We start from the raw sequence: 18,263 nt of genomic DNA on the forward strand, positions 1-18,263 counted from the left end.
TTGACTTGGGGTGATGGTAATTTATTTGCTTTCTATTCTGCCATCAACTTGCCTGCTAAGTCTTTGAGTATTTATACTGGCTGCAAAACTGGGATGCTCCCGTTCGCGCTGAGATTTACACCATTCTCTCTTAACAGGCAAGATGCCTGTTCCACAAAGAGTGAATTTTCTTCTTGTGGAACAGGCATCTTGCCTGTTCAGAAAAGGCTGAGTGAGAAGGGTGCAACATCTAAATTAAATCGCCTTTTCTCAAATTTCCAATTGCCAATCCAATAAGTCCTCATTACCAATTACTTCAAGTTGCCGCCCGTTATCTAGATAACTCAAATAAATTTGCAAATAATTTTCTGGCTTGTACTGCAATCTTTCCGCCCATTCGATCGCCACAATTCCCAAATCCATTTCTAACCCGTCCCAATAACTTTCTAAGTGCAAAGCCTCCACTTCTTCGGGTTCCAGTCGATACAAATCTAGATGATACAGCGGAATTCGCCCTCCAAAATACTCGTTAATCAGTGTAAAAGTAGGACTTTCAATCGAGTCCGAGATTTCTAAACCTTCAGCGATGCCTTGAACCAAGGTAGTTTTGCCTGCACCTAAATCTCCTTGTAATAAGATTACAGTGCCGGCGGGGAGCGATCGACCTAACGCAACACCAAACTTGCGCGTAGCCTCAGAATCGGGAAGCAAAGTTTTCATCTCAATAATTAGTCATTAGTCATTTGTTATTTGTTATTTGTTATTTGTTATTTGTTACTCGCTGGCGGCGGCCAATAACCAATAACCAATAATATTAGTCAACAGTCAACAGTCAACAGTCAACAGTTAACACTCAGCAGCTTAAATGTTCTGCGCGCGGCCGTACCAACGCAGCAACATCCCCGCCAACCTTTGAGAATTGTGGCGAATTAAGCCCGTATTTTCATCTTCATCCATGACATTGGCGATGACAACTCGCCGCCCCAATTGCGTTACGGCTTCTCGATCGAGCACAACCGGATAAGAATTCTCCTGAGAATAGCGGATCAAAGCCTTTGCAGAAGGGACTTTTCCTTGAACTACTACAGCATCGAACAGCGGCCGGCCGCAAGCACGGTCGATCGCCCGAATGTGGTCTGCAACACTGTATCCGTCAGTTTCCCCCGGCTGAGTCATAATATTGCACACATAAATGCGCGGAACTTCGCTGTGGGCGATCGCATCAGCAATTTCCGGCACCAACAAATTCGGAATGACACTCGTATAAAGACTCCCCGGCCCAATAATAATAAAATCCGCTTCCCGAAGACCTTCCACAGCCCTAGGTAATGCCGGAGGTTTAGCAGGATTACAGCCTATTTTGAGGATTTGCCCGTTAGCTTTTGTAATGTTGGACTCCCCCTCAATCCTGCGGCCGTCAGCGAGTTCTGCCCACAAAGAAACATCGCTCAGAGTAGCCGGTAGCACCTCTCCCCTTACTGCTAAAACTTTAGAACTCGCCGCGATCGCCTGTTCCAAATCTCCAGCAATATCGCTCATTGCCGTCAAAAACAAATTCCCAAAACTGTGACCCACCAAACCGTCACCAGCCCGGAAACGATATTGAAATAACTCAGTCAATAACTTTTCCTCATCTGCCAAAGCAGCCAAACAATTGCGAATGTCTCCCGGCGGCAATACCCCAATTTCCCGCCGCAGCCGCCCGGAAGACCCGCCATCATCCGCCACCGTGACAATAGCAGTGATTTTGGCGCTGTAATCCTTCAATCCCCTGAGCAAATTAGAAAGGCCCGTACCGCCCCCAAGTGCCACAATTTTCGGGCCGCGGTGCAAGCGGCGGTGGTTGAGGAGTCGATCGACCAGTTCCTCGTTGCCTTCGGGCATCAGCACTTGGGTAATAGAATTCAAACTGCGAGTTTGTCCCCACAGAATTAACAAAATCCCGCCAGCAATGATGATCGGCCCCGACACGTAATTGGGAATAACTTCCGCAATCCACGCCAAAAAATTTCTCAACAATTGCAATAAGAAGAAAATGGGAGTCATCCCAGTCCAAATCGCTAAACCCAAAGTGGCAAGTACCACGCCGCTAGCACTAATCAGCAGCCACCGTTTCACTAACAGTCCGGGGGCTAACCACTTAAACCACTGGTGAACTCGCCCGTTCCGCAAAGAAGGGGGGTAAGGATTTCTGGATTGGGCAAAAACCTGCTTGGCTTTAGCCAAGACGCGGAGGGCTTTAGGAAGTGAACTAATTGACATGGTTAATTAGTCTTAAGGGTATTGGAACAGCTCGACCTGACAAATTTACAATACAAGAGTGTTTTGATTCTGGCAGTCAATTTAAGTAATTAGTGATTAGTCATGAGTCATGAGTCATTAGGTAGACTGATGACTGAGGACTGACAACTTATTGATAACATCCTATGGCAGAGCCACTAATCGAACTCAAAGGGGTAAGTAAGTCCTTCGGCCAGAACCCGATCCTCGATCGAGTCGATCTGAGGATTTATCGGGGAGAGGCCCTGGCAATTATTGGCCCTTCCGGGACGGGGAAATCTACGATTCTGCGGATAATTGCGGGTTTGTTGGCCCCGGATGCCGGTGAGGTTTTTGTTCAGGGACAGCGCAGGGTCGGATGGGTGGACGACGTGGCAGATCCGATCGGAATTGGGATGGTTTTTCAGCAAGCGGCTTTGTTTGATTCGCTGACGGTGGAGGAGAATGTCGGTTTTTTACTTTACCAGCATTCTAAGCTGCCGCGCCGCCGCATTCGGGAATTGGTGGAGGAAAAGTTGGAGATGGTGGGTTTGCCGCAAATTGGCGAACGCTATCCGGCGCAGTTGTCTGGGGGAATGAGGAAGCGGGTAAGTTTTGCCCGCGCTATCATGGCGAATCCTGATAATGACAGGGATAATCCAGAGGTTTTGCTGTACGACGAACCGACTGCGGGTTTAGATCCGATCGCTTCGACGGTAATTGAAGATTTAATCCGTGAGTTGCAGGCTGCCCAAGGTGTTTGCAGCACTTATGCGATCGTCACTCACCAAGACAGTACCATCCGCCGCACTGCCGATCGCATCGTGTTTCTCTATCGAGGCAAAGTGCAGTGGGAGGGAACTGTCAATGACATTACATCGACAGATAATTTACTGATCAGACAATTTTTTAGCGGCAGTGTTACTGGGCCAATTCAAGCGCTTGGATAGTCAGCCAATTTTAGATTTTAGATTTTAGATTTTAGATTGAAATGACAGATGATGAATGACTAATAACCAATGACCAATGACTTAGGAGAAAATATGCAATCGCGAACTGTAAGAGAAGGTTCTGTCGGGATCTTAATTTTAGTAGGAATCGGTTTATTTGGCGGCTTAGTGCTGTGGCTGCGGGGGGTGCAGCTAGGGAACCGCAGCTACAAATTCGCCGTAGAATTTGGTAGCGCCCAAGGAATGCAAATAGGCACGCCCATCAGGTATCGTGGGGTTGCAGTCGGTAAAATTACCGCCCTCCAACCGGGTTCCAACGGCGTAGACGTGACGCTGGAGATTGCCCCCGGTACTTTAGTGATTCCCCGGGATGTTACGATCGAAGCGAATAAATCCGGTTTAATTGGCGAATCGTCGATCGACATTACCCCCAACTCGATTTTGCCAGAATCGTTACTTACCGCCAATCCCGTTAGTGCCGACTGTCCCCCGGAGATTATCTGCAACAATTCGCGCTTAAAAGGTCAAGCTGGAGTCACTATCGACGAACTTATTCGATCCACAGTCCGCCTAGCTAATTTCTACACTGACCCCGCGCTGTTTAACAATATTAAATCTCTAGCCGAGAATACGGCCACCACCGCTAAAGGTGCAGCTAAACTCACTCAAGATTTATCGACTTTAACTAAAACTGCCCAAGCGGAAATAAAAACTTTAAATCAATCTGTAAGGGGAGACATTGGCAGCTTAAATCAATCAGTAAAAACAGAAATAGCCAGTTTAAATCAATCATTAAAAGGGGAAGCACGAAGTTTAAATCAATCATTGAAGGGAGAAGCAAGCACCTTAAATCAATCGCTAAAGACGGAAATATCAGCAGTCGCCGCTGATGTTTCTAAAGTAGCATCTACGGCGGACACTTCCACAAAAGCCGTATCTGCCGCTGCGATAAATTCTGCTAATTCAGTAACTCAAGCAGCCAATCAAATTACATTAACAGCCAACCAAGTTAATTCTTTAGTAACAACCAACCGCGCCAGTTTAGTCTCAACTCTGAATAACATCAATCAAAGCAGTCAGGAACTTCAGGTAGCTGTCAGCAGTTTGAGTCCGACAATTAATCGAATCAACCAAGGACAATTGCTGAACAATTTAGAAGTTTTATCAGCGAATGCTGCCCAAGCTTCTGGTAGTTTGCGAGATTTATCCAACCAGGTAAACAATCCCGCCACTTTGCTATTATTGCAGCAAACTCTAGATTCTGCACGAGCTACATTTCAGAACGTGCAGAAAATTACTTCCGACGTGGATGATTTGACAGGAGATCCGGCTTTCCGCAACAACATTCGCAGGTTGTTCAACGGATTGGGAGGCTTATTGGGTTCGACAGAACAACTACGACACCAAGTTAAAGTGACTCAAACATTAGCTCCTCTTTCTGAGAAAGTAAATGCGAGTACCCCTGCCAGAAATCAATCACTAGAGCATGGATTTCCCAGCTTGAACAAACAGCAAAAATTGCCTGTTATACATTCTAAAACTGCCAGGTCAGGAGAACCAGTGGCTCCCGAAAATACCCCTTAAAACAGGGTATCATTGAATAACGGCCATTGCAAGATTCGCGACTTCCTCTAGTTAGTAAGGGCGCAATTCACACCCCGATTACAGCTAGTTAGTAAGGTGCGCCCTGCACCCTCCGCCATTAAAATTATTGTGCAAATCCTATTAACAAGAAACTATTTCAATCTCAACAAGGAAAACAAATGACGCAAACATTATCGAAATCGGCTGAAACCAAAAACCAGTATACTGTAACTTGGGAAAAATTGCCAGATGACTTTAAATTACCCGACGCTCCCGTGGAAAACATCGACCAACCACTTTTAGCGGCAGCTCTGCGAGAAGCCTTGGATCTCGCAGGATTTATCCTAGCTCCAATGCTAATAGCTTCCAATTTTGGACTATGTGCCAAAGTTAACGACAAAACAGTAGTAAAAGCACCAGATTGGGTGTTCGTTCCCTCGGTATTGCCAGCAGAACCAGGAGACGTTCGCCCCAGTTATACGCCCAATGGTGAGGGAGAAGTTCCCGCAGTAGTGATGGACTTTTTATCGGATACTGACGGCAGTGAATATTCAAAGAAACACACAGATCCTTACGGAAAATGGCGGTTTTATGAGCGAATTTTGCAAGTACCGATTTATGTAATTTTTGAACCTAAATCGAGAGTATTGGAAGTGTACCGACTCTGGAACTCGGCAGAATACGAATTGCAAAAACCGGATGCTAATCAGCGATTATGGATAGAATCAATGGGTTTATTTCTAGGGGTTTGGGAAGGTGAAAAATCTCAGAGAACGGGTTATTGGTTGCGCTGGTGGGATGAGAAGGGCAATTTGCTGCTGTGGGGTGCCGAACGGGTGGAACAGGAACGCCAGAGGACCGAAGAGGAACGCGAGAGGGCCGATCGACTAATGGCATATTTGAGAAGTCAGGGTATCGATCCTGATGGCATTTGAAGGTGTGAGAGGTCGATCGACCTTTCGGCCCTTAATCCAATCCCATTTTGATTGCACAATCGAGTCAGCAAGGGCGTTTAAGATTAAAAATAACCACAATTAAGGAGCGATCGGCATGACTGCAACAACATTAGAAGAAAAATTAGATCGGCTTTCTGATGAATTAGCCTCAGCACTAGAAGCGGAACGCCAGCGTGATCCTGAACTCACATCTTTGCTAGCGCGTTACCGATCTCGGTTTGGCGAATTGCCTGAGAGTAACGGCTAAAAAGTAAGGGTGCGATCGCCATTCACCGATCTCGCCCGCGTGTTATTGTCACCTAAATGCCCTTGACAAATCTTATATTTTGTGTGAGGGCTAGAATTGGTTTCAAATTTTAAATGGCGAAGGGCGATCGTTTTGCGCTCGAACTTGGGCATTCTAGATATTAGGTGCTTTGCAAGTGCCTGGAAAACAGCGAGGCCAAGAGTTAGCAATGGAAAGTACACAGAAAAAATCTAGTGCTCGTCCGGTTCATCGGAGCGATCGAATTAAGCAGATTTTTGCGTTAGTATCAATGGTTTCGTTTGGTGGTTCGGCAATTTTTGGTATTGTGAGTCTGTTCAGCAGCGGTTTGAGCAGCCAGCACCAACAAAAGCCGACGCCTGCTGCTGTTTCTCAGGAGTCTTTGCTGGCGGCGCAGGAACGGGGATATGAAACGGTTTTGCAGCGAGAACCGCAGAACCATACGGCTCTGGAGGGGTTGGCAAATGTGCGGTTGCAGATGAATAATGGGAAAGGGGCGATCGAGCCTTTGGAGAAGTTGGTGAAGTTGTATCCTGACAGAGCTGATTATAAGGAGCTTTTAGGGCGGGCGCGACATACAAGAGAAGAAAAAAAATAGAGCTAAGAGTTACAATAAGTTATAAATTTACTATATTATATGTCACTTAAATGCAAAGTTTGCCAATCCGATTCCCATCTTTTTGCCCAGGGTAAAGTTATGGGAAAATATGATGTAGATTATTTTCAATGTTCAAACTGCGGATTTGTTCAAACTGAGGAACCATACTGGTTAGAAGAAGCTTATTCTCAGCCAATAGCCAGCAGTGATGTTGGCTTAGCGTTCAGAAATTTGTCATTTTCACAAATAACACAAAAATTATTATTTAACTTCTTCAATCATCAGTCAAAATTTCTCGACTACGGTGGAGGCTACGGTCTATTTGTCAGGCTGATGAGAGATGCGGGATTTGACTTTTACTGGCTAGACAAATTTTGTCAAAATATATTTGCTCAAGGATTTGAGAGTGATGCAACCGCAAATAACCAATTTGAATTAGTGACGGCTTTTGAAGTATTTGAGCATCTGGTTCACCCCATAGATGAGCTGGAAAATTTGTTAAAAAAATCCAGAAATATTTTATTGAGCACAGAATTGCTGCCAGAAAGCAATCCTAAACCTGATGAGTGGTGGTACTACGTGCTTCACGAAGGTCAGCACGTTTCTCTTTACACAGCTAAAGCTCTTTCCATAATTGCTACTAAATTTAATCTCAATTTCTACTCAAATGGTTCGTCTCTGCATTTACTGACCGAAAAAGAATTGCCGGAAGATTTATTTCAAAAATTAGGAAAAAGAGAATTAGGGGCGGTTAATAAGGTGTCGCTTTTACAAAATGACTTTTTAAAAGCTGTTAGCAAAATTACTCATATTCAAGAGGCAGGAAAGATACAAATTGCTCAAATTGAAGAGGACGGCGGCTCGCGAAGCGGCTTGACAATACTGGTTGACAGTGTATTCTTTCAAATGTATCAAACAGGAATTGCCCGTGTTTGGAGGTCGCTACTAGAAGAATGGGCAAAAAATGGTTTTGCCAAGCACATAATTGTATTGGATAGAGTGGGGAAATCGCCCAAGATTCCGGGAATTAGGTATTGCACCGTGCCTGCTTATGATTACAGTAAAACTGAGGCTGACCGGGAAATGTTACAGCAAATCTGCGATGAAGAAGGTGCAGATTTATTTATCTCCACTTACTATACAACGCCACTATCAACCCCTTCCGTATTCATGGCTTATGACATGATACCAGAAGTTTTACAGGCTAATTTGAATCAGCCAATGTGGAGGGAAAAGCATCACGGTATCCGCCATGCCTCCGCCTATATTGCTATCTCGGAAAACACAGCCCAAGATTTAGTAAAATTTTTCCCTAATATAGCTTTAGGATCAGTAAGTGTAGCTCACTGTGGAGTCAAAAGCTCTTTTTCGCCAGCTAGTAAAGAAGAGATTAGTAATTTTAAAAATAAGTATGGTATTTCAAAACCATACTTCATTTCAGTCGGGGGTGGTTCGGACTATAAAAATACTGAATTGTTTTTTCAAGCCTTTGCTCAACTTAGCAGTAAGCAAGGATTTGAGGTTATTTGTACAGGAAGTAGTGTTTTATTAGAATTAGAGTTTAGAGCTTACACGGCAGGGACGGTAGTTCATAAGCTAAACCTTAATGATGAAGAACTTATAGTGGCTTATTCTGGTGCTATTGCACTGGTTTATCCCTCACAGTATGAAGGGTTTGGATTACCAGTGCTGGAGGCGATGGCTTGCGGTTGCCCAGTCATTACCTGTCCTAATGCTTCTATCCCAGAAGTTGCTGGAGAAGCAGCTTTATATGTAAATGATAAGGATGTTGATGGATTTGCCCAGGCACTTTGCGAGGTACAAAAACCCAAGGTTCGGAACTCATTGATTAGGGGGGGTTTAGAACAAGCTAAAAAGTTTTCTTGGTCAAAGATGGCTAAAACAGTTTCTTCTGTTTTAATGAAGACTGCAATTGCTCTAACAGATGAAAATGGGAAGAAGTCTGAAGGACATAACCCGCAAGAATCTATCGAAAAGCTATTGGTTGCAATGCGAGACCAGCCTGCTTATCAGTTACCTTTGCAATTAAGTATCTCCCAAATCGCTGAGCCATTCCTTAATGAATACATCAGCTTACTATTTAAAAGCCCCCCTTTATTTCAGGAGGTTGGGGAAGTAGAGAAATACTACCAACATATACAGACATGGGTAGATGAGCTACATACCAACATCTTTGGTCAACTTGATGTTGAAGTGTGGCGAGAAGTGGCTATAACTTTCACCTATTATGCTAACTTTGTCCTTTACTTTACAAAAGCCAACTTGAAAGAAATATATGTAAAGCGAGCAACAATTATAGAACAGACTTTAAAAAGTAAAGGGCATCAGCTCGATTATAGTTTCCCTGAAAAACAGCAAGACACAAGTAAGATCAGGTTAGGAATTCTTGCTACTAATTTTAACCCCCAAGCAGAAATGTTTGCTACATTACCCGTCTACAAATCATTGAATAGGGATTTGTTTGAAATTATTATCTATTTTGTCAATGCTACGGGTCATCGGTTTGAACGCTATTGTCTAGGTTGTGCTGATACTGCTGTTCGACTTCCGCAAGATTTGGAGAGCCAAGTAGAAACTATCCGTGACGGCGATCTAGATATTCTTTTTATTGCTACTAATGTAACAGCACAAACTAATCGAATTGCTGAGCTAGCTGTTCATAGGCTGGCACGAGTGCAAGTAGTTGGCATGAATTCCCCTGTAAGCACAGGGATGCGTCATGTAGATTACTACATTTCTAGTAAACTGACTGAAGCTGAAAGTAACCCTCAGCAGCATTACAGTGAAACCCTAATTACTTTAGATGTTCCTGCTCAATGTTTTGACTTTGCGACTGAAGAACAGCTCTTAACAACTATAAATGTCAATAGAGAAATCTTAAATATTGCTCAGAGTGCTGTTATCTATATTTCAGGCGCTAATTTTTATAAAATTATCCCAGAAGTTGAAGAGACTTGGGCGAAAATACTAGCTAGGGTACCCAATTCTGTGCTGGTACTATATCCTTTTAATCCCAACTGGGCTCCTATCTATCCAGTAACAGCTTTTCAGGAACGTATATTGGCTACACTGGCAAGGCACGGTGTAGGGAAAGATAGGTTAATCCTTCTTGACGCAGTGCCTAACCGGGCTGATGTAAAGGAACGCTTAAAAATTGCAGATATATATTTAGATTCGTATCCTTATGCCGGAATGACATCGCTAATCGATCCACTAGAGGTTGGTTTGCCGACAGTGGTGATGTCAGGACATTATGCGCGTTCTAATATGGGAGCATCATTGCTGCGAGAACTGGAAATGTTTGATTTAATAGTGGATAGCGAAGAAGCTTATGTCGAGTTGGCAGTTGCTCTAGGAACTAATCCTGAATTGCGGTTCCAGAAAAGTAACCTGCTCAACCAAAAAATGCAGAATACCCCTAGATTTCTGGATAGCCGTTCTTACTCTGCCAGAATAGGGTTAGTGTTTCAAGAGATTTTTGCAAAATATCAGGGAAATATTCTTAAAGAAAACTTAACGTTGAGCGCGATCAACCTGATTATTTTCCCTGATTGGGGTCAGCCTGAAGAATTACTCTTACAAGAATTAATAAGTGTCATTAGAGCGATCGCCACTCACCCAGACAAAAGTAAGATGACTTTACTGGTAGACAGTAGCAATGTTTCTGATGAGGATGCTAATCTTATTTTGTCGAGCGTTGCCATGAACCTTTTAATGGAAGAAGATTTAGATGTTTCCGATGGACCCGAAATTTCACTTGTTGGACAGTTGAGCAAAATTCAGTGGCAAGCTTTGATGTCGCACCTTCAGGGGAAAATCGTATTGAAGCAAGAGAATACAGAGGCGATCACACCGACAGGCTTTGAAAAAATTCCATCCTATCTATTAGACAGTTTTACTAATATATAATAATTATAACAAAAAGGTTGAGTTAAAATTGCATACCTACTATGAACACTGATCTGTTAAAAGCCCAACCCTCTCTCACACCCCTTTTAGATAAACCAATATTTTTCTATTGCTGTGAAGGCGTATATTCACCTGTCAGTATATGTCTAGCGGAAGGCTTTAAAGAGCTGGGGATACCATTTTATTCAAACATCAATCATTGGAAGATTGACCCCGATACAGAAGAATATTTATTTTGTTATGACCCAACTGTGACTCATCACGATTGCTCAATAGTAATTTTGGACTTCCGATGGATGAGAAACGTGAAATCTTTTCCTGAGAATCTATTTCATTCAGAGCAGAAATACATTACTGTCTTGCTAGATGACATGGATGGCTTTACCCTCTGGAATCCACAGTTAGAAAATTTCGATTTCAGATTTAGAACTCACTGCAACAGCAAATCTATATATCCTTCAAACTGTTTAACGTGGGTTTTTGGACTTTCTAACCGCATCCTTAGAGAGACTCTAAAAATTGAGAAATTTGAGAACAGGAAAAGACGTTTACTTGTCAACTTTCGCAACGATCATCGGCAATTGAGATACAACAACGCTCTCCTGAAAATTCGCGAGGGTTATTTATGGATTGACAGTGGAGTCATGACAGTAGACAATCCTCTAAGGCTGATTGCTAGCGAACAAGTTTTGCCGTTAATCCAACATATTTTGCCGCAGGATAATACTACTGAGGATTTTGATAAATCTCCTTCTGACAGTTACCATTACTTACAGTGGAAGCAAACAGGTCAACGCCACTATCCAAGCTACTACCACAATTTGAAGGAATCTACGGCTTGTGCATGCTTTGGGGGTGCTGTTACCTCTAACCATTTTACAGGAGAACCAATCGTAGAATGGTGGGACAGTTGGCGGTTTTGGGAGTCATTGGCGGCTGGGTGTGTAACGTTTCACGTAGATTTCGATAAGTATGGAGTTCAATTGCCAGTAATGCCTGAAAACTGGCGACACTATATAGGAATCGATCTAGACAATATGCAAGATACTGTCGATCGCATTGCTGATGACCCAGGAATTTTAGAGAAAATCTCTGGGGAAGGCCGTCAGTGGGCAATTGAAAATTATGCTCCGCTTCCTACAGCTTTGCGCTTTCTCGAAATGCTCGGTTGTTACACTCCGCAAATGGAGAAATGCCAGGAAAAGGAAGGCGAGTCAGAAGCCTTGTCGCTTTCGATCAAATTGAGAGAGATTAACCTAATTGTTTTCCCTGATTGGTTGCACTCCGAAGAGTCTCTGTGTTTAGAATTGGAACGAGTAATGAGGGCGCTCACCACTCACCCATGCAAAGTTAACATAACTCTCCTTGTACACTACAGTAACGTTTCTGATGAAGATGCCAACTTTGCTTTATATAGTGTTGCCATGAACCTTTTAATGGAAGAAGATTTAGATGTTTCCGATGGGCCAGAAATTTCACTGGTTGGACAGTTGAGCGAAATTCAGTGGCAAGCTTTGATGTCGCGCCTTCAGGGGAGAATCATGTTAGATTATGAGGATACAGAGGCGATCGCATCCTTAGAAGTAGGTAACCTCTCCTCGTATACCATAGATAATCTGAGAAGCATAAAGTATTGAATTGTTGAATCAAGAAGTTTCTGTTGAAAGGTTGAAAATATGGATTATCAAAGATTTTTCGAGCAACTCCCTAGCTTATATGAAAACTGGGAAGAAGGTTTAGCATTTCCCAAATCGGCTGACCGTTTTCATAAAATTTTGGACAAAGTTACAGGTATGACAACGGCAAACGTTATGCAGTTGCTCAATTTTGCTGTAGAATGCCTGGAACCTAATGAGGTTTACTGTGAAGTGGGATGCTTCCAAGGTGCCAGTTTAATTGCAGCCCTTCTGGAGCATCCAGGCCGCATGGCTTATGCAGTGGATAACTTCTCTGAATTTGATACTTTTGGGGATAGTTTTGAAAAATTGACTGAAAATTTATCAAACTTCAATTTGTCAGAGCAAGTTTTTCTCTGCCCCCAAGAGTTTGAAGAGTTTTTCTCCGAACTGGGTGGACTTGAAACTGAAGATAAAATTGGTTTTTATTTTTATGATGGAGCGCACGATTACCGATCGCATTTAATGGGATTACTTTTGGTAAGACCCTTCTTGGCGGAGCGAGCGCTCATTCTTGTCAGCAATAGCAATTGGTCAGCTCCCCAACAAGCTAACTACGATTTCCTAGCTGCTCATCCTCAATGCCAGTTAATTTTAGATAAGGCGGACGGCTCTGATAACTATAAAATTTGGAATGGCGTGCAACTTTTTGTTTGGGATGGGACTAGGAAGCATCAAGAGGAGGGAGAAACTTTCGGAACGAGACGGAATCAAGCAGTCATTGCCTCCTTAAATAAGCTGCAAGAAGAAGAGCGCAAAAAACTTCTAGCTACTCTACATAACGAAGCCGTAGAATTGCACTGCTCTGGTGCAATAACACCGACAAGTAAGGGTAAAATTGTCAATCCACAGGATGAAGAATTATTTTTAGCTTGGTCGATCGAGAATCTAGAAAAAGCTGAAAAAAAATATCAAGAAGTTTTGCGATGGGAACCCGACAATGCAGATGCTTGGCTACATTTAGGTACGCTATATTACATGAGAGAGCAATATCAAGATGCACTATTGTTGCTGCTCAAGTCTATAGAAATTGACCCGTTCAAGGCGATCAGATATTACAATTTGGGCGTGGTGCTAGAAGCTGTTGGCGAACGGTCGCAAGCTATTCGAGCTTATCAAGAGGCGATTAAACTCGATCCTCAGAATATCCAAGCTTATAACAATTTAGGTAATATCATTGCACAAGCGGGTGAAATAGAGCAAGCTGAATCTGTTTATCGTCAGGCGATCGCAGCTAATTCAGGTCACTTCGGTGGTTATCTGAATTTGGGCAATCTTTTAATGTTACGCAAACAAACTGATGATGCTATTACTGCCTACGAAACAGCTCTCAAGCTCAAGCCCCGTGATCCTGATATCCTCAACAATTTAGGCTTAGCATTTCAAGCTAAAAACGATATAGCTCAGTCGTATTCTTACTTGGGGTACGCTTTTTATCGTCAAAGACAATACGACCAAGCCATTAGTTACTTTCAAAAGTGTCTAGAAATTCAAACAGGCGATGTAGCGTTTTATATAGCTTTTGCTGACTGCTATCAATTAATCAATCAAGACCATGAAGCTCTGACAGTCTACGAGGAGAGTACCCGTTTATATCCAAAGGAAGCTAATCTTTATTTCTTTTGGATATTAGCCTTGCAAAAGATTGGACGCACCCCGGAAGCGCTCGCAGTGGCTAGCCAAGCATCAAAACTGCTCCCCCATGCTTTACATTTGAAGCGAGAAGCAGAACTTCTTTTACCTGTTATTTATGAAAATTCAGAAGAAATTGAATTTTATAGGCAAAGATTTTCTCAGGGTTTACAAAATTTAAGTCAGCACATTTTATTAGAAACACCGGAAGCAAAACAAAACGCTTTGAAGGGGATTGGTTGCTACCAAAACTTCCTCCTTCAATATCAAGGTAAGAACGACTTAGAGCTACAAAAAGAGTATGGGCATTTAGTTCACCGAATCATGGCTGCTAACTATCCACAGTGGGTATTGCCGCGTTCAATGTCCCCCCTTAAACCCCAGGAGAAAATTCGCATTGGTTATGTCTCTCATGGGTTGCGCGGAAATGGGGTAGGAAAGCTTATTTTGGGGTGGTTACGTAACTGCGATCGCCAGCTATTTGAAATATATTGCTATCATATTAATTCAGAACAGGATGCCTTAACAGAAAAATTCATAGTCTATAGTGATTTTTTCCATCAGATTGCAGACGATCTAGAAGCTGTTTGCCAGCAAATTATATCCGATCGCTTACACATCGTGGTTTTTGTAGAAGTTGGGATGCACCCGCAGATGATACAAATGGCAGCCTTGCGACTGGCATCAGTGCAGTGTGCAACATGGTTACATCCAGTTACTTCTGGTTTGCCAACCATAGACTACTTTCTATCTAGCGAGGCAATGGAGCCAGAAAATGCAGAAGAGCATTACTTGGAACAATTAATTCGCTTGCCTAAGTTGGGAATTTCCTACACTAAGCAGATCGTTCCCGAACAGAAGAAAAGCAGATGGGATTTTCAACTTGGCGATGACAAAATTGTTTATTTATCCTGTCAATCGCTCTCTAAATATTTACCCCAGCATGACTATATTTTTCCAGAAATTGCTCGAAGATTGCCAGAGTCTCAGTTCGTCTTCATTGCCAACCAAAAACCATTAATAACAGCCAAGTTTCAGCAACGACTTAAACAGGCTTTCGCTCGGTATGGCTTGAATAGCGAAGACTATTGCGTCATTTTACCTCGGCAAACTTTGATGAGTTATTGGCAGCTCAATCTGCTTTCGGATATTTTTCTAGATACCTTTAGTTGGTCTGGAGGTGTTACTACCCTGGAAGCGATAGCTTGTAATTTGCCCATCGTCACCTGTGCGGGCGAATTGATGCGCGGTCGTCAATCCTATGGGATGCTAAAAATACTAGGTCTAACAGATACGATTGCCCAAGATGAGGCAGAGTATATTGACATCGCTGTAAAATTGGGATTAGATGCGGAATGGCGACATACTCTCTCCCAGCAGATGAGCGATCGCCATGCTACTCTCTACGAAGACGTAACTTGTGTCAAAGCGCTGGAACAGTTTTACCAACAGGTGGTGGAAGAGAAGCTAACAATTGATGCAAAAACACCGCCATTATTGTCAACAGCTAAGAAAAAAGTTCTCCATGTTGGCTGCGGGCCTGATTCCATATCAGGGTTGCATAAGACTTTCAAAACTGATGAATGGCAGGAAGTGCGACTTGATATTGACCCCAATGTTAAGCCAGATATCATCAGCTCTATTACTGATATGAGTCCTGTCCCCAGTCACTCGGTTGATGCAATCTGGTCATCCCATAATATTGAGCATATCTATCCACACGAAGTCCCGATCGCCTTAGCTGAATTTTACCGCGTACTGAAGCCAGGTGGATTTGTTTTAATCACCTTGCCAGATATCCAAAAAGTAGCAGAGTATGTAGCTCAAGGGAACTTAGAGGAGCCTATCTATCTTTCTCCGGCTGGCCCAATCGCTGCAATTGATATTCTCTATGGTTTGGGTACAGATCTCGCTAAAGGTAAATACTACATGGCACATCGCACCGGTTTCACACAGGAAAGCCTGGCTCAGAAAATGCAGCAAGTTGGTTTCCACCCAGTTGAAGTCCGTAGCGAAGATCTCAATCTTTGGGCAACAGCTTATAAGCCTAAAGAATTGAACAGTTAATTACAAGAATCTAAGTATTTTTGCCACATCTGTTCATAAGCTTTTTCCATTTCATGGGTAAAATTTTTCCCATTCCATAGAGGCGCAGTTTGCCGTGACTGTCGCAAAGTCCAAGCAATTTGCTGTCGCAAACTCGGATTTTTTCCCAAGCGAATTCCCCATTCCACATATTCTTCATCCGTCCATGCAATTCCCTCAGTTATCCCTGCATTTATCATCATGGTGTAACTATTTCGGCTAGAAAATTGCTCTCCTACACGAGTTACTATCGGAATTCCCATCCATAGGGTTTCCATAGTAGTTGTAGCTCCGTTATAGGGATAAGTATCTAGCACTACATCAGCAATTCCTAAATTAGCTCGATGCTCAGCCTCGGAAGCAACCAACGGTAAAAACCGCAGGCGCTTCTCATCAACTCCCTCGGATGTCGCTATCTGAATGAAAAAGTTTTTGAGTGCTTCTTGATCGGCTAAACCTTTGACAATGAAATAGCTATTTGGGACTGCTTGCAGAATTTGCATTTGCAGCCGTACAGTATTCGGATTGTATTTATATCCTCTCTGAGCGCTCAGATAGATAATTGCATCACTAGGAATATTTAAATTTTCGCGCCGGAGGGTTGGTACGCCTACCTCAAAACCATCTACTGCTATGTAAGTTTGTGGCAAACGCCAAATTTTTTCCGTATAGTATTCCTGAGCTGATTCTGGCAATACATAGGGGTCGGCTATGTAGTAATCAACTGCCGGCACTCCTGAAGCATCCCACCCCAGCCAAGTCGCTTGAATAGGGGCGGGTTTCATTGCCATAATCTCACAAGTATTATTCAGCGTTAGGCTATCGAGTTCGATCAAAATATCAATCTCATCTTCATAAATCCTTTCGGCAGTTCCGGCCCCATCTAGTCCTAATTTATAAGCTCGATCTACTTTGCTAATGTACCAATCTTGTAAAGGATCGCAGGTATGTTCCGCTGCCAGAAAATAAGCATTAATTTCAAAACGATCGTGGTTATGATACTGAAATAACCATCTTGCTAGTGAACCTACAGAATGGGTACGGAGGCAATAGGAAATATATCCTATTTTTAACCGCTTGTCAGAACCCTTTCTTTTTAAAATATAAGAGTGCCGCTGGCGATATTGTTCTACTTTCTCCTTGGCATAATTTTCTACATTTAATTGACAAAGCTGTGCTACTTGAGAACGAATTGTGACATTTTCTTGGGGTTCGTCCTGAAAATATGGGAAGAAAAAACTAGAACTTAATAAGCGAATCGTCGCACTTGAATCGAGGTAAGTTGGTAGCTCTTTACTTAAAGATTCAAGAAGCAACTTATGCCTTTCAATCACATAAATAAACTCATTCCAATACCCACCAGCGCTCATTAAACCCCGCATAATCAAGTGATTTGCATAAATTTTATCGGCTAACTTATCCATTAAAGAATAGCAAAGCTTAGCAGTTTCTATTCCCTTATCATACTCATGGATATCTTGATAGAGGCAAGATAAAGTTCGCAGTAATTCTGGATGTTCAGGAGCTAAACGCAGACCTAATTCAGTGAAACGGACTCCGAGAGTAAATCTTTTAGCTGAATAGGAAATCTTATAGATAAACTCTATTAAATTATCTAGAAAAAGTAGAGGTTCCTTGACATAGGGTAGACAGGCTTCCGTTAAGTCAAAAAATGAGGGATGGAAAGGAGCTCTATCTAAACTCTGCTTCCATACTTGTACCAATAAATCGGAATCTACCCCAAGCTGAGGTTCAGATTGGAAAAGCTCAATTACCCCTAAATCCCTCAGTTCGTCTCCTGTATAGCTTCCCAATAGGATAGACAACTTTATCAAATGCAGAACGTTGTTAATCTCTGTAGGGCTAATTTCTCGCAGGTGCTGTCGAATTGCCCAAGCTACTGAATAGTTAATTAGTTCTAACTCTTGTCGTTCTGCTTCAGCTTGCAGTACCTCCATCAGTTCAGCCGTCCACAGCTCGATCTCTTCTGACTCCCCTTCGGTCATTGCCAACAACCACGTTGTCTGAGCCTCTATTTCTTGCCCTTCCAACAGCAATATCAGCCCTAAATGCCAGTAGTAAGACTTTATTTGGGGTGCTGCGGCAATGGCTTGCTCGTAAAGCTGTGCTGCCTGAGTATAATTTCCGCTGAGCAAAAATTGAGCGGCTTGCTGCTGCCAATCAGGTGTTAGGGTCAAATCTTGAGAAATCATAGAACAAGCCTCTAAAAGCTGTTTTAACTAAGCTGTTTTAACTGCCAACAATTGGAAAATTCATACCGAAGCCCATAATGCAAAGCGGATAGTACGCACGGCACTACCCGCTTTTTGATTCTACAAACAAAGATGT

General features: G+C 42.8%; 13 protein-coding genes. 9 read left to right on the forward strand and 4 right to left on the reverse strand.

The features are described 5' to 3' along the window. Positions 1–276: hypothetical protein (locus tag QUB33_RS11325; protein ID WP_445299520.1), on the forward strand; the 276-nt coding region annotated here is incomplete at its 5' end. Here the strand turns inward: QUB33_RS11325 and tsaE are convergent. Then, positions 250–699 carry a tRNA (adenosine(37)-N6)-threonylcarbamoyltransferase complex ATPase subunit type 1 TsaE gene (gene tsaE, locus QUB33_RS11330; RefSeq protein WP_333350395.1) on the reverse strand — a complete coding sequence of 150 codons (450 nt, stop codon included), beginning with the start codon at positions 697–699 and terminating at the stop codon, positions 250–252. The two genes, QUB33_RS11325 and tsaE, sit on opposite strands and share 27 nt — an antisense overlap. 141 nt (positions 700–840) lie before the next feature. Next, the gene (locus QUB33_RS11335; protein WP_333350397.1) at positions 841–2,241 is read right to left on the reverse strand and encodes a gluconeogenesis factor YvcK family protein; all 1,401 of its coding nucleotides are present in this window, start codon (positions 2,239–2,241) and stop codon (positions 841–843) included. 164 nt (positions 2,242–2,405) lie between these two features. Between QUB33_RS11335 and QUB33_RS11340 the strand changes: the two genes are divergently transcribed. From QUB33_RS11340 to QUB33_RS11355, 4 genes are all read left to right on the forward strand, one after another. After that, positions 2,406–3,188, forward strand: coding sequence for an ATP-binding cassette domain-containing protein (locus QUB33_RS11340; RefSeq protein ID WP_190736470.1), 783 nt, complete (start codon positions 2,406–2,408; stop codon positions 3,186–3,188). Positions 3,189–3,257: 69 nt separating this feature from the next. Then, positions 3,258–4,772, forward strand: a complete 1,515-nt coding sequence (locus tag QUB33_RS11345; protein ID WP_333350400.1) for an MlaD family protein — start codon at positions 3,258–3,260, stop codon at positions 4,770–4,772. Between the two features lie 179 nt (positions 4,773–4,951). After that, complete coding sequence (locus QUB33_RS11350) at positions 4,952–5,707, forward strand: Uma2 family endonuclease (RefSeq protein ID WP_333350402.1); 756 nt, start codon at positions 4,952–4,954, stop codon at positions 5,705–5,707. Positions 5,708–5,822: 115 nt separating this feature from the next. Continuing rightward, on the forward strand, positions 5,823–5,975 hold the full coding sequence (locus QUB33_RS11355; protein ID WP_333218377.1) for a hypothetical protein: 153 nt from the start codon (positions 5,823–5,825) through the stop codon (positions 5,973–5,975). Here the strand turns inward: QUB33_RS11355 and QUB33_RS11360 are convergent. Then, positions 5,972–6,127, reverse strand: coding sequence for a hypothetical protein (locus QUB33_RS11360; protein ID WP_333350404.1), 156 nt, complete (start codon positions 6,125–6,127; stop codon positions 5,972–5,974). The two genes, QUB33_RS11355 and QUB33_RS11360, sit on opposite strands and share 4 nt — an antisense overlap. Before the next feature lie 23 nt (positions 6,128–6,150). Here QUB33_RS11360 and QUB33_RS11365 point away from each other — a divergent pair, with 23 nt between their 5' ends. The 4 genes from QUB33_RS11365 (at position 6,151) to QUB33_RS11380 (ending at position 15,896) form a co-directional block, all read left to right on the forward strand. Further along, the gene (locus tag QUB33_RS11365; RefSeq protein ID WP_333350406.1) at positions 6,151–6,591 is read left to right on the forward strand and encodes a tetratricopeptide repeat protein; all 441 of its coding nucleotides are present in this window, start codon (positions 6,151–6,153) and stop codon (positions 6,589–6,591) included. A 39-nt stretch (positions 6,592–6,630) separates the two neighbouring features. Then, complete coding sequence (locus QUB33_RS11370; RefSeq protein WP_333350408.1) at positions 6,631–10,521, forward strand: O-linked N-acetylglucosamine transferase family protein; 3,891 nt, start codon at positions 6,631–6,633, stop codon at positions 10,519–10,521. 644 nt (positions 10,522–11,165) lie between these two features. After that, the gene (locus QUB33_RS11375; protein ID WP_333350410.1) at positions 11,166–12,158 is read left to right on the forward strand and encodes a hypothetical protein; all 993 of its coding nucleotides are present in this window, start codon (positions 11,166–11,168) and stop codon (positions 12,156–12,158) included. Positions 12,159–12,197: 39 nt separating this feature from the next. After that, positions 12,198–15,896, forward strand: coding sequence for a tetratricopeptide repeat protein (locus QUB33_RS11380; protein WP_333350412.1), 3,699 nt, complete (start codon positions 12,198–12,200; stop codon positions 15,894–15,896). On the opposite strand, the gene QUB33_RS11385 is transcribed toward QUB33_RS11380, so the two are convergent. Further along, complete coding sequence (locus tag QUB33_RS11385) at positions 15,893–18,127, reverse strand: O-linked N-acetylglucosamine transferase family protein (protein WP_333350414.1); 2,235 nt, start codon at positions 18,125–18,127, stop codon at positions 15,893–15,895. The genes QUB33_RS11380 and QUB33_RS11385 overlap by 4 nt on opposite strands. Positions 18,128–18,263 lie beyond the last annotated feature (136 nt).

The sequence above is a fragment of the Microcoleus sp. B3-A4 genome, from assembly GCF_036705385.1.
In the GTDB taxonomy this organism is placed as follows: domain Bacteria; phylum Cyanobacteriota; class Cyanobacteriia; order Cyanobacteriales; family Microcoleaceae; genus Microcoleus.

Excerpts from the sequence above, each read along its gene's own strand:
- tsaE (WP_333350395.1), bottom strand. The coding sequence starts at position 699 with ATGAAAACTTTGCTTCCCGATTCTGAGGCTACGCGCAAGTTTGGTGTT.
- QUB33_RS11335 (WP_333350397.1), bottom strand. The coding sequence starts at position 2,241 with ATGTCAATTAGTTCACTTCCTAAAGCCCTCCGCGTCTTGGCTAAAGCC.
- QUB33_RS11340 (WP_190736470.1), top strand. The coding sequence starts at position 2,406 with ATGGCAGAGCCACTAATCGAACTCAAAGGGGTAAGTAAGTCCTTCGGC.
- QUB33_RS11345 (WP_333350400.1), top strand. The coding sequence starts at position 3,258 with ATGACCAATGACTTAGGAGAAAATATGCAATCGCGAACTGTAAGAGAA.
- QUB33_RS11350 (WP_333350402.1), top strand. The coding sequence starts at position 4,952 with ATGACGCAAACATTATCGAAATCGGCTGAAACCAAAAACCAGTATACT.
- QUB33_RS11355 (WP_333218377.1), top strand. The coding sequence starts at position 5,823 with ATGACTGCAACAACATTAGAAGAAAAATTAGATCGGCTTTCTGATGAA.
- QUB33_RS11360 (WP_333350404.1), bottom strand. The coding sequence starts at position 6,127 with ATGCCCAAGTTCGAGCGCAAAACGATCGCCCTTCGCCATTTAAAATTT.
- QUB33_RS11370 (WP_333350408.1), top strand. The coding sequence starts at position 6,631 with ATGTCACTTAAATGCAAAGTTTGCCAATCCGATTCCCATCTTTTTGCC.
- QUB33_RS11375 (WP_333350410.1), top strand. The coding sequence starts at position 11,166 with ATGACAGTAGACAATCCTCTAAGGCTGATTGCTAGCGAACAAGTTTTG.
- QUB33_RS11380 (WP_333350412.1), top strand. The coding sequence starts at position 12,198 with ATGGATTATCAAAGATTTTTCGAGCAACTCCCTAGCTTATATGAAAAC.
- QUB33_RS11385 (WP_333350414.1), bottom strand. The coding sequence starts at position 18,127 with ATGATTTCTCAAGATTTGACCCTAACACCTGATTGGCAGCAGCAAGCC.